Source organism: Nitrospirillum amazonense, from assembly GCF_029594735.1.
GTDB lineage: Bacteria > Pseudomonadota > Alphaproteobacteria > Azospirillales > Azospirillaceae > Nitrospirillum > Nitrospirillum amazonense.
Window position 1 is genome coordinate 1,146,296 of record NZ_JARPAF010000001.1, and the last position, 12,976, is coordinate 1,159,271.

Here is a 12,976-nt window from a genome sequence, read left to right on the forward strand (position 1 = left end):
CAGCCGAATAAACGAGGATGCCGATCAATGGAACTAAAATCATTTCGCGTAAGGAATTTTCGGTCAATTAATGACAGTGGCGAAATAGATGTTTCACGAATAACAGCCCTGTTGGGACGAAATGAAAGTGGAAAATCCAATGTTCTTCGAGCCCTGCATAGTTTGAATCCGGCAGGTGGGTTTGAGGCACTTAACCCAATTAAGGACTTTCCACGTCACTGCAAGCTTTCGGATTGCAACGACAATACCCCTGTTGTTGATTCCATATGGATCCTAAGCAAGCATGAACAGCAAAAACTTGCAGAAATTTGGCCTGCTGCTGAAGGTGTATCTGAAGTCACAGTTGGCCGCTGTTATGGTAAAACACGCTATGTTGGTATGGATGCGTCACAAGAGGTGTTTGACATAGCGGCAATCAAAAGCGAAGCGCGGAAGATTGACGCAGCTGTCAAGGCAAGAGCGTCAAAATTGGTTGAAACCGCCAAGGCCGAATTAGAACAGGCTTCAAATACATTTGTCGCCGCAATCAGCACCGGGGTAACCGCAGCCACCTGGGCGGCGTCAGCGACGCCCGCCCTAGCAGCATTACGACAGGCTCTCGCAGCAGCGGACGTCGAGCTTACCGATACGCAAGATCAAAAGATCATAGTACTAGAGGAGATGGCAGAAGCCATTCCAGGAAGAGAAAAAGCTCACGAAAGCGCACGTAAATGGATTATCCAGCGACTGCCAATTTTTATATATCTTGAGGATTATCCGGAAATAAAAGGCCATCAGGATATAACGCAATTCCTTCAACGAAAAAGAGATAGTAGCTCAACCCTAGCGGATATTAATTTTGAAAAGCTGTGCAAGGTTGCAGGATTAAGTCCTGACCAACTGCAAATTCTACTTCAGAGAAACGATCAAGAAACTCGGAGCCAATTAGCCAACCGCGCGGGGGCGGTTGTAACGACCGCCATTCGCAAGCGCTGGAAGGATCGAGAACTTAAGGTACGCTTCAATCTCGATGGTAGTCATTTTGACACCCTAATCTCCGATCCGAATAGCGTTTATGACGTCGAAGTTAATCTTGACGAGAGAAGCCGCGGGTTTCAATGGTTCTTCGCCTTTTATATCGTATTCGCAGCCGATACCGAGGATGGAAACGCTGATGGCGCAGTTCTTCTTCTAGATGAGCCAGGACTATACCTTCACGCCCGATCGCAGGGCGATTTACTTCGCCATCTCGAAAGCGATTTTAAAAACCAAATAATATATACAACGCATTCTCCGTTTATGGTTCCGACACACCATTTGGACTGGGTGCGAACGGTCAACATCACTGAAGACGAAGGTACTACCGTTTCCAACGATCCCAACGGCGATGCTCGTACCCTTTTCCCGTTGCAGGCCGCACTTGGATACGACCTTGCCCAAAGCTTGTTCGTCGGGCCAAACAACTTGGTCGTCGAAGGCGTCACTGACTTCTGGATTCTGTCAGCAGTATCGGCATATCTAAAAGATCAAGCCAAAATTGGACTCGATGAACGCCTCGTCGTAACGCCATCTGGAGGCGCGCAGAAAGTTCACTACATGGTAGCACTGCTAACATCTGAAAAACTAAACGTTCTTGTCCTATTCGATGACGAAAAAGATGCCAAGGCAACGCGGGACGATTTGATAAAAGGTAAGCTGATCAGATCAGATAACGTAATTTTTGCCAGTCAAGCTTTTAAAACGCCACCGGCTGAAGCCGATATTGAAGATATATTGGATCCAAAAATTTACGAAGCACTTGTACGCGAAGCTTATGCCAAGGAATTGAGGGGCAAGAAACTCGAATTGAACGCCCACATTCCCAGAATAGCCCGCCGGGTCGAAGCGGCATTCGACGCGCTCTCGATAGGCTTCCACAAGACACGACCGGCAAGGCTGTTTCTGCAAAAGATGGTTAATGACCCAGCATCTGTATTGCCAGCAACAAGCCAAGATCAGTTCGAATGCCTATTCAAGGCCATCAACGCCGCTCTCGAGAAGCATCTGTTACGATAATTCCATGAGGCTGTAAGTCTGTGGGCTGCTGGATTGCCCTCCCCGCCCATATTCGTCCTGACCACCTTCTAGGCCTGGAGTTTGTGCCCCCCAAACCTTGTCCCCCAGACAATCCCGCCCTTGCCCTGCCCGCCCGCCGCTCGTATCGAACCAGGAACCCCTGTCTGCGGAGAGCCGCCATGGTCGAGATCGACACCCGCCCCATGACCGTCAGCCCCGTCACCCTGACGGGGGCCGTGGTGCGGCTGGAGCCGTTGAGCCAGGATCATCTGCCGGGGCTGATCACCGTGGGGCTGGACCCGGTGCTGTGGCGCTGGGTGCCGACGCAGGTGACGACGCCGGATGAGATGCGGGCCTATGTCCACACGGCGCTGGAGGAGCGGGACCGGCATGTCAGCCTGCCCTTCGCCATCGTGCACCGGGCCAGCGGGCAGGTTATCGGCAGCACGCGCTATGGCAACATCGACCGCGCCAACCGGCGGGTGGAGATCGGGTGGACCTGGGTGGCGCGGTCGCACCAGCGTACCGGCGCCAACACCGATGCCAAGCGCCTGCTGCTGACCCATGCCTTCGAGGTCTTGGGCGCCCACCGCGTGGAGTTGAAGACCGACGCGCTGAACCAGCAGTCCCGCGCCGCCATCGCCCGCATCGGCGCCACGCAGGAAGGCATCTTCCGGTCCCACGTCGTGGTGCCGGCCCGCGTGGGGCCGGAGGGCGAGGCCATCCCCGCCCGCCTGCGCGACAGCGTCTATTTCTCCATCATCGCCGCCGAGTGGCCGGCGGTGAAGGAGCGGCTGGCCGCCCTGGCGCGGCCGGACTGAGCGGGACCGACCGTCCTATCGCAGCCGCGAACGCCCCCGCCCTGCAACCGATGCCATACTTGCGCGACCCGTCCGTCCACCTTAAGGCTGTGACGGCGCTCATTGCGTGAGCAGGCGCAGCATGACAGATATGCGCTGCCTATCCTGGTAATCACCGCCCGCCGGCCATTTACGCGATTGACCGGAGCGTTATTCCCCGTGCTAACTGTCGTTAGTGTGCTATTAATATTTTGCACATCCATTGAACAGTACAATTCGGCGGCCGGCGTCACCCGGTGAACGAGCCCAGCCAAGGGCCACGCCGGGGAACGATGGGGGAGTGGCTGAGGATGAAGGGACCACGCGTGTACGCGGCCGCAGGTCGGCTGTTACGGGGCCAAACGGTATGGGGCCGGGCGCTTTCCGGTATCCTGCTGATGGGCGGCGCGCTGCTGGGCGGCGGCGCCGTGGCGCAAGAGCAGGATGCGGGGGGCATTCCGGACATCATCGTCACCGCCCAGCGGCGCGCGCAGTCGGTGCAGGACGTGGGCCTGTCCGTCTCCGTCCTGTCGGCGGGGGATCTGGCCACGCACCACGTCACCTCGGTCAACGATCTGCAGAACATGACCCCGGGGCTGGAGGTCACCAACGCCTTCGGCGGCGGGCAGCCACAGTTCCGCATCCGGGGCGTGGGCTTCAACGACTATGCCTCCAACAACACGCCCACCGTGGGCGTGTATGTCGATGAGGTCGCCTACCCCCTGCCCATCATGACCCAGGGCCTGGTCTATGACGTGGACCGGGTGGAGGTGCTGCGCGGGCCGCAGGGCGTGCTGTACGGCCGCAACACCACCGGCGGCGCCATCAACATCCTAACGGCCAACCCCACGGACAGCGCCAGCGCCGGCATCACCGCCGACTATGGCAGCTATGACGCCGCCAAGATCGAGGCCTATGTCTCCGGCCCCGTCAGCGACACGGTGAAGGTGCGCCTGTCGGCCATGACGCAGCAGGGCGGCGCCTGGCAGACCAACCGCCTGACCGGCCAGGATTTGGGCAACGCCAACCGCACCGCCGTGCGCGCCAAGATCGCCTGGACGGCCACGCCGGACACGGACGTGAGGCTGAACCTGCATTATGGCCGCGACCTGTCGGACGGCACCGGCGGCTATCTCTTCAACCCCGCCGTCCAGCCGGGCGTGGGCACCCTGCCCGCCGATACCGACCCGTCCAGGACGGGGTGGGGCCTGTCGCCCGCCTTCGCCAAGGTCATCGGCGCCGACCCCAATGCCAAGCCCTTCCGCAACAACACCAGCGGCGGCGCCGACCTGACGGTGCTGCACCGCTTCGAGGATGTGACGCTGACCAGCATCACGGCGTGGGAGGCGCTGAACCGCAAGGAGTTCAACGACTGGGACGCCACCGCCTACCGCGACGCGGATGAATATTTCAACAGCCGCGCCCAGGACGTGTCGCAGGAGGTGCGCCTGGCCTCCAGCGGGCCGGGCCGGCTGCAATGGGTGGGCGGCCTCTATTACTCGCACGAGACGCTGCGCGAGGCCTTCCTGTCCGACTTCACCGACATCTACGGCTTCATCGCCAACACCCGCTATGCCCAGACGGCGGAATCCATCAGCGGCTTCGGCCAGGCCGACTATGCCGTCACCGACCGGCTGAAGCTGATCCTGGGCCTGCGGGAGGAGCATGAGGACCGCACGCTGCGCACCTTCAGCACCATCACCATCCCCGACACCGGCATCGGCGTTTCAGCGGACAAGGTGCCCACCGGCTTCACCCAGACCACGGGCAAGGCGGGGGTGGAGTTCAAGGTGACGGATGAGGCGCTGCTGTACGCCAACCTCAGCCGGGGGGTGAAGTCCGGCGGCTTCACCGCCTACAACACCCTGGCGCTGGGCGGCCTGGCCCCGTTCCGGCCAGAGGTGCTGTGGGCCTATGAGGCGGGAGTGAAGTCCGACCTGGCCAACCACACCCTGCGCCTGAACGCCTCGGCCTATTACTACGACTACCATCACCAGCAGGTGCAGTCGGTCATCATCGACCCGAGCTTCGGCGCCATCGGCAAGATCGTGAACGCCCCCCGGTCGGAGATTTACGGCGCGGAGCTGCAGGCCGACTGGGCGCCCCGCCCCGGCCTGCTGATCACCCAGGCCCTGGGCCTGTCGCATGGCGAGTTCAAGGAATTCAACGCCGTGGACACGGCGGCCTCGCTGGCCACCTGCTATCCCTGCCGCCCCATCTATACCAACCAGGCGGGGGAGGATCTGGGCTTCCCCCGCATCACCTACAACGGTGGCGTCAGCTATGACTGGGCCCTGCCCGGCCACACGCTGAAGACGGAGGCCGACTACAGCTATCGCAGCAGCGAACGCTCGCTGCTGGGCAGCCGCTACAACGTCGCCGGCTATTGGCTGGTCAACGCCGCCGTCACCCTGACGCCGGACCAGGGGCCGTGGACCGCCACGGTCTACGGCCAGAACATCCTGGACAGGCGCTACGACCTGCTGCGCAACTTCTTCACCAACGCCGACATCGCCATCCCCGGCCGGCCGGCGACCTGGGGCATCCGCCTGGGGTACCAGTACTAAACGCCCGCAACAGCCTGGCCGAGAGCGTCATGGACGAAGACTTCCTGGGCAACCCCATCACCACGGACGGCGCGCACAGCGCCGGGCTGATCGACGATTTCGTCGGCGGGCTGCTGGCCTATGAGACGCGGGCCGTGAACCTGCTGGCGGTGGCGGATGAGGCGGTGGACCTGCCCCTGGTGCAGACCTATGCCGGCATGCTGTGGATGTTCCTGGAATCCACCGACGGCCCCGGCCGCGCCGCCCCCTATGTGGCGCGCGCGCTGACCGCCGCCCGCCACGGCACGCGCCGAGAACAGCTGAACGCCGCGATGCTGCAGGCCTGGTGGCGGGACGACATCCCCGCCGCCCTGGCCCTGGGCGACCAGATCGCGGAGGAATTCCCCCGCGACCTGGCGGCGGTGAAGGTCCACCAGTACCTGAACTTCAACCGGGGCCAGTCGCCGGACATGGTGCGCATCGCGCTGAAGGTGCTGCCCCGGGCCGGCGACGTCGCCTATCTGCACGGCATGCTGGCCTTCGGCTATGAGCAGTGTCACCTGCTGGATGAGGCGGAGGCGGCGGCCCGCCGCGCCATCACCCTGAAGCGCAAGGAGCCCTGGGCCCACCACGCCCTGGCCCATGTGATGCTGACCCGGGGCGAGATTGACCAGGGGGCGGCCTTCCTGCGCAGCGTGCACGACAGCTGGACCGAGCTCAATTCCTTCATGTCCACGCACCTGTGGTGGCACTACGCCCTGTTCCTGCTGAGCCAGGGGCGGGCGGCGGAGGCGCTGGCCACCTACGACGCCCGGGTCTGGGGCGTGGACAAGGGCTATTCCCAGGACCAGGCGGGGGCGGTGCAGTTGCTGAGCCGGCTGGAGCTGGCCGGCGTGGAGGTGGGCGACCGCTGGACCGACCTGGCCGGCCACCTGGCCGCCCGCGCCACCGACACGGCCCAGCCCTTCCTGGCGCTGCTGTACCTCATGGGCCTGGCCCGCGCCGGCAGGGCGGAGGCCGAGACCCTGCTGGACGCCATCCGCGCCCAGGCGGGCAAGGCGCCGGACCACAGCCGGGAAACGTGGGCGGATGTGGCCGTGCCGGCGGCCGAGGGGCTGGTGGCCTATCACCGGGGCGACTGGCGTACGGCGGTGCGCCGCCTGGGCCCGGTTTTGCCCCGCCTGGTGGAGATCGGCGGCAGCCACGCCCAGCGCGACCTGTTCGAACAGGTGGTGCTGGACGCCTATCTCAAGGACCGGCGCTGGGCCCCGGCGCAACAGATGCTGGAGCTGCGCCGGGCCCACGACCCCGGCGGCGTGCCCCTGAACCGCGCCCTGGCCCAGGTCTATGACGCGCTGGGCCTGCCCAGCCTGGCGCGCCAGGCGGCGGCGCGAGCCCAGGCCACGGCGGAGGCGCACCGCCATGACACCAGCCTCTTGGTGAACTGACTCAATGGCCTGGACGATCTTCCTCATGCGCCTGGTTAAATCAGCAGTGGTGCTGGCGGCGGTGGCGGCGGCGCCCGCCGCCTGGGCGCGCGACACCATCACCCTGGGCCTGCAGCTGGAGCCGCCGGGCCTGGACCCGACGGCGGAGGCCTCGGCCGCCATCCCCGCCGTGGTTTTCCCCACGGTGTTCGAGGGGCTGGTGCATCTGGGCGTGGGCGGCACGGTGCAGCCCCTGCTGGCCACCGACTGGACGGTGGCGCCGGACGGCCTGACCTACATCTTCCACCTGCGGCCGGGCGTGCGCTTCCAGGACGGAACTGATTTCGATGCCGAAACGGTCAAGTTCTCGCTTGAGCGCGCCATAGCGCCTGGCAGCACCAACCCGCAGAAGGTGGCGCTGTCGCACATCGACCATGTCGACGTCCTCGACCCGCTGACGGCGGCCATCCACCTGAAAGCGCCCTACGGCAGCCTGTTGCAGGTGCTGGGCTGGCCGGCGGCCGTCATGGTGTCCCCCGCCAGCGCCGCCGGCAACGTCACCCATCCGGTGGGGACCGGCCCCTACGCTGTGGCCGACTGGCAGCGGGGCAACGCCGTCACCCTGGCGCGCAACCCCGCCTATTGGGGCCCAGCACCGCATCTGGCCAGCGTCACCTACCGCTTCATCGCCGACCCGGCGGCGGCCACGGCGGCGCTGAAGGCCGGCGACATCCAGGGCTTCCCCGCCTTCCCCGCGCCTGAGGCCATCGCCGCCCTGAAGGCCGATCCGCGTTACACTGTCGACGTCGCCCCGTCGGAGGGGGAGACGCTGCTGGCGCTGAACAACCGGCGCCCGCCCTTCGACAATGTGCTGGTGCGCCGCGCCCTGTCGCATGCCATCGACCGCCAGGCCATCATCCAGGGCGCCATGTTCGGCTATGGCGCCCCCATCGGCAGCCATTACCCGCCGCAGAACGCGGGCTATGTCGACCTGACGGGCCTGTATCCCCACGACGTGGCCAAGGCCAAGGCCCTGCTGGCGCAAGCCGGATACCCGCAGGGCTTCACCGCCACCCTGCGCGTCCTGCCCCTGCCCTATGCCAAGCGCGCCGCCGAGATCATCGCCGCCCAGCTGGCGGAGGCGGGGGTGCATGTGGTGCTGCAGGATGTGGAATGGGCCACGTGGATTTCCCAGGTCTATGGCGGCCACGACTACGACATGACCATCGTCGCCCATGTCGAGCCCATGGATTACGACATCTATGGTCGCGACGATTACTATTTCGGCTACCGCAACCCGGCCTACAAGGCGCTGCTGGCCCGGCTGGACGCCACGGTGGACCAGGGCCAGCGCCTGGCCCTGCTGGGCGACATCCAGCGCACCCTGGCCAACGACGCCGTCAACGTCTTCCTGTTCGAATACCCCTATTTCGGCGTGTGGGATGCCGGATTGCGGGACATCTGGCTGCCCACCCCGGTGCAGCTGGTGGACCTGGCCACGGCGCGCTTTGACGAGGCGGGCGCGGATGCCGCCGCCGCTGGCGGGCTGTGCGGTGCCGGGGGGCTGGCGTGGCTGCTGGGCATGGCCGTGCTGGCCGCCGTGGCCCTGGCCGCCGCCAAGGCCGGGCCGCGCTATGTCGCCGGGCGCCTGGCCGTACTGCTGCTGACCCTGCTGGCCGCCAGCCTGGCCATCTTCCTGGTGCTGCAGGTCATCCCCGGCGACCCCGCCCGGGTGATGATGGGCCTGAGCGCCGACCCGGCCGCCCTGGCCGTCCTGCGCCACCAGATGGGCCTGGATGTGCCCGCACCCCAGCGCTACCTGGCCTGGCTGGCCGGCCTGGCGCGCGGCGATTTCGGCCTCAGCTACACCTACCGCGTCGACGTCGGCCGCCTGATGGCGGAGCGGCTGGCCGTGACCCTGCCCCTGACCCTGTACGCCGTGCTGCTGTCCACCCTGCTGGCCGTCGCCCTGGGCACGCTGGCGGCGCTGGGCGCCGTGTGTGGGCGCCAAGGTAACGTGGTCGACGCCTTCCTGAACGGCGTGGCGCAATTGCTGATCGCCATCCCCAACTTCTGGGCCGGCACCGTGCTGGCCCTGGTATTCGCCGCCGGCCTGCACTGGTTCGCCGCCGGCGGCTTCCCCGGCTGGGGCGGCGGGCTCTTGCCGGCGCTGAAAGCCCTGACCCTGCCGGCCATCGCCCTGGCCGCCCCCCAGGCCGGCATCCTGGCGCGGGTGCTGCGCGGTGAGCTGGTGGAGCAGATGGGCCAGGATTACGTCCGCACCGCGCGGGCCAAAGGCCTGAGCCTGTCCCAGGCCCTGCTGCGCCACGCCCTGCCCAACGCCTTCGTGCCGGCGCTGACCATCCTGGGCATGCAGTTCTCCTTCCTGCTGGCGGGCGGCATCATCATCGAGAACGTGTTCTTCCTGCCCGGACTGGGCCGGCTGGTGTTCCAGGCCGTGGCCCAGCGCGACCTGATCGTGGTGCAGGGTGTGACCGTCGGCCTGGTGTTCGCCGTGGTGGTCGTCACCTTCCTGGTCGATCTGGCCAACGCCGCGGTGGATCCGCGCCTGACACAGGGGCGGCGCCCATGACCGTCATGATCACGCTGGAGGCGGCGACCGACGGCGGCCGCCATTCCAGGGCCCTGGCCGCCGGCCTGCTCCTGACCGGCCTGGTGGTGGCCGCCGCCCTGCTGTCGTTGGCGTGGACGCCCTATGACCCCACCGCCATCAATGTCGCCGGCCGGCTGGCCGCACCCTCCGCCACCCACTGGTTCGGCACCGACGCCTATGGCCGCGACGTCTTTTCCCATGTGCTGGCGGGTGCGCGCAGCGCCTTGGCCGTGGCCCTGGCCGCCGTGGGCGCGGGCGCGGGAGCCGGCGTGCCCCTGGGCCTGCTGGCGGCGGGCCGGCGCGGCTGGGTGGAGGAGGGGACGATGCGCGGCAGCGACGTGGTCTTCGCCTTCCCCGCCCTGATCACCGCCGTGCTGATCGCCGCCTTGTGCGGCCCGGGTGCCGTGGACGCCATCGCCGCCATCGGCCTGTTCAACATCCCCGTCTTCGCCAAGGTGACGCGGGCGGCCGCCCTGGGCGTCTGGGCGCGGGATTACACCCTGGCCGCCCGGCTGGCCGGCAAGGGCGGCGGCCGCATCTCGCTGGAGCACGTGCTGCCCAACATCGCCGGCCTGCTGCTGGTACAGGCCACCATCCAGCTGTCGCTGGGCATCATTGCCGACGCCGGCCTGTCCTTCGTCGGCCTGGGCACCCAGGCGCCGCAACCCAGCTGGGGCCGCATGCTGGCGGACAGCCAGACCCTGGCGGGCCAGGCGCCCTGGCTGGTGCTGTTCCCCGGCCTGGCCGTGGTGGCCGCCGTGCTGGGCTTCAACCTGCTGGGCGAGGGCCTGCGTGGCCGCCTGGCCCCCAAGCGGGGGGCCTGATCCCATGGCGCTGCTCGACATCCGCGACTTCAGCCTGGCCATCGACGGCCGCACCATCCTGAGCGCCGTATCGCTGACGGTGGAACCGGGCCAGATCGTGGCCCTGGTGGGGACGTCCGGCTCCGGCAAGTCCATGACCGCCCTGTCGGTGCTGGGCCTGACCCCCGCCGGCGCCAGAACCCAGGGCAGCATCCGCCTGGACGGGCGGGAGCTGACCACCCTGACCGACAGGCAGATGAACGCCGTGCGCGGCCGCGACGTGGGCCTGGTGTTCCAGGAGCCCATGACGGCGCTGAACCCCGTCCTGTCCATCGGCGCGCAGGTGGCGGAGACGGTACGGGTGCACGGCATGGCCAGCCGGGCGGAGGCCATGCGCATCGCCGACGCCATGCTGACCCGTGTGGGCCTGCCGACCGACCGCTTCCCCCGCAGCCGGCGTCCGCATGAACTGTCGGGCGGCCAGCGCCAGCGGGTGGCCATCGCGGCGGCCCTGGCGCTGAAACCCAAGCTGCTGATCGCGGATGAGCCCACCACCGCCCTGGACGTGACCACCCAGGCCCGCATCCTGGGCCTGCTGGTCGATCTCGTCCGTCAGGACGGCCTGGGCCTGCTGCTGATCAGCCACGACCTGGCCCTGGTGTCGCGCGTGGCCGACCGCGTGGTGGTCCTGCATGACGGTGCGGTGGTGGAAGTGGGCGACCCCGCGACCGTCTTCGCCGCCCCGCAGCATCCCTATACCCGCCGCCTGCTGGCGGCCACCGAGCCGGCGCGGCAGCGGCCGGACGTCCTGCCGGCCCCCGTACGGCCGCCCCTTTTGGTCGCTGAGGGCATCGTGCGCGACTATCCCCTGCCCCGTGCCGGCTGGTGGTCCAAGCCGGCGCACCTGCGCGCCGTGGACCAGGCCAGCCTGGCCGTGCACCGGGGGGAGAGCGTGGGCATCGTGGGCGAGTCAGGATCAGGCAAGTCCACCCTGCTGCGCACCCTGCTGGCGGCGGACGCGCCGCAGGCGGGCGCGGTGCGCCTGCTGGACCAGGCCTGGTCGACAGCGTCCGAGGCCGCGCGCCGCCCCCTGCGCCGCCATGTTCAGATGGTGTTCCAGGATCCGGTGGGCAGCTTCGACCCCCGCTGGCGGGTGGAGCGCGTGGTGGCCGAGCCCTTGGCCCTGCTGGACACACCGCTGACGCCCGCCTTGCGCCGGGCGCGGGTGGAGGAACTGCTGACCCAGGTGGGCCTGGCGCCGGCGGATGCCGACCGCCATCCGCACGAATTCTCCGGCGGCCAGCGCCAGCGCATCGCCATCGCCCGCGCCCTGGCGGTGCAGCCCGACCTGATCGCCCTGGATGAGGCGACCTCGGCCCTCGACGTGCTGACCCGCGCCCAGATCCTGGACCTGCTGGCCGACCTGTCGCGACGCCTGGGCCTGGCCTATCTGGTGGTGTCGCACGACCTGGCGGTGGTGCGGGCCTTGACCGACCGGCTGTTGGTCATGCAAGGCGGCTGCATCGTGGAGGAAGGACCGACCCTGCAGGTGCTGAGCCGGCCCCAGCATCCCTACACCGCCAGCCTGCTGGCGGCCACGCCCACCCTGGCGGCTCACGTCGCCTGATGGCTGCCATCGCCGCCTTGACCGTCCCCCGCATGGAACACCGCGCGGGCGATGGCGCGGGCCAGGCAGTCGGCGGCGGCGGAACCGATACGCGCCACCTGGGCCCAACGGCCGCCGGCGGCCGCCACCAGGGCCGGTCCCCGCGCCACGGCGAACACGGTGTCGCCGTCGAACGGCGTGTGGGCCGGGCGCGCGGCGCGGGCGATGCCGTCCTGCGCCATCATCGCCACCCGCTTGCATTCCGCCGTGCTGAGGTCGGCGGAGGCGGCAACCACGGCGATGGTGGTGTTAGCGCCCGCCGTGGGCTGGCGGTGCACGCCCAGCCGCGACAGCTCCGGCACCGGGTCGCTGGCGTCCACGGGACCCTGGGGCGTTCTTCCGCCAAACTCACCATCAATCTCGAAAGGCCAGGCCCAGTAGGTGCGGCCGTCGGGCATGAAGACCGAGCCCAGGGGGTTGGCCGCCACCAGGGCGCCGACCACCAGGCCATCACCCAGGTCGATGGAGGCGGTGCCGACACCGCCGGGGATCAGCCCCGCCATGGCGCCGCGCCCGGCGCCCAGGGCGCCCTGGGGCACCTCCAGTCCGGCGGCTTCCACCGCGCGCATCCCCAGGTCGCGGTAGGGCGGCGTCAGGCCCCAGTCCTTGTCGCCGCCATTGGCCAGGTCATAGAGCACGGCGGCCGGGACCAGCGGCACGGCGGGTGTCCCGGGCCGCAGGGTCAGGCCCATCCCGCGCCGCGACAGCACGGCCGCCACCCCGTCCGCCGCCGCCAAGCCGAAGACGGAACCGCCGGTCAGGACCACGGCATGAGCCCGGCCCGCCAGGTTCTCCGCCGCCAGCATCTCGGTCTCGCGGGTGCCGGGGCCGCCGCCGCGCACATCCACGCCGCCGGCCCAGCCGGCGGCCCCCTTGGCCCCTCCGCACATCAGAACGGTGACGCCGCTACGCACTCGCTCATCCGTGGCGTGGCCCACCGTCAGGCCGGGGACGTCGGTGATGGCGTTGCGCGGTCCGGGGGCAGGCATGATACGGTTTTCCAACGGCTTGTTTCACAGTCCGGGGACGGCCGATCCACGATTCCGG

General features: G+C 67.5%; 8 protein-coding genes. 7 read left to right on the forward strand and 1 reads right to left on the reverse strand.

Annotated elements, in window-relative coordinates:
- Nucleotides 1–27 precede the first annotated feature (27 nt).
- From P5F91_RS04620 to P5F91_RS04650, 7 genes are all read left to right on the forward strand, one after another.
- Nucleotides 28–2,034 (forward strand): AAA family ATPase, encoded by a 2,007-nt coding sequence (locus tag P5F91_RS04620; protein WP_277906654.1) that lies wholly within the window; start codon nt 28–30, stop codon nt 2,032–2,034.
- A gap of 179 nt (nt 2,035–2,213) precedes the next feature.
- Complete coding sequence (locus P5F91_RS04625) at nt 2,214–2,855, forward strand: GNAT family N-acetyltransferase (protein WP_277906655.1); 642 nt, start codon at nt 2,214–2,216, stop codon at nt 2,853–2,855.
- Between the two features lie 329 nt (nt 2,856–3,184).
- Nucleotides 3,185–5,440: a TonB-dependent receptor gene (locus P5F91_RS04630; RefSeq protein WP_277906656.1), complete on the forward strand. Its 2,256-nt coding sequence runs from the start codon at nt 3,185–3,187 to the stop codon at nt 5,438–5,440.
- A 29-nt stretch (nt 5,441–5,469) separates the two neighbouring features.
- A complete protein-coding gene (locus P5F91_RS04635; RefSeq protein WP_277906657.1) occupies nt 5,470–6,867 on the forward strand; it encodes a tetratricopeptide repeat protein in 1,398 nt (465 codons plus the stop codon).
- Nucleotides 6,868–6,871: 4 nt separating this feature from the next.
- Nucleotides 6,872–9,439, forward strand: coding sequence for an ABC transporter substrate-binding protein (locus P5F91_RS04640; RefSeq protein ID WP_277906658.1), 2,568 nt, complete (start codon nt 6,872–6,874; stop codon nt 9,437–9,439).
- Nucleotides 9,436–10,284: an ABC transporter permease gene (locus P5F91_RS04645; protein ID WP_277906659.1), complete on the forward strand. Its 849-nt coding sequence runs from the start codon at nt 9,436–9,438 to the stop codon at nt 10,282–10,284. The genes P5F91_RS04640 and P5F91_RS04645 overlap by 4 nt, the downstream gene beginning before the upstream one ends.
- Before the next feature lie 4 nt (nt 10,285–10,288).
- A complete protein-coding gene (locus tag P5F91_RS04650; RefSeq protein WP_145612336.1) occupies nt 10,289–11,890 on the forward strand; it encodes an ABC transporter ATP-binding protein in 1,602 nt (533 codons plus the stop codon).
- Here P5F91_RS04650 and P5F91_RS04655 read toward each other — a convergent pair.
- Complete coding sequence (locus P5F91_RS04655; RefSeq protein WP_145612337.1) at nt 11,878–12,918, reverse strand: P1 family peptidase; 1,041 nt, start codon at nt 12,916–12,918, stop codon at nt 11,878–11,880. The two genes, P5F91_RS04650 and P5F91_RS04655, sit on opposite strands and share 13 nt — an antisense overlap.
- Between the last annotated feature and the right edge of the window lie 58 nt (nt 12,919–12,976).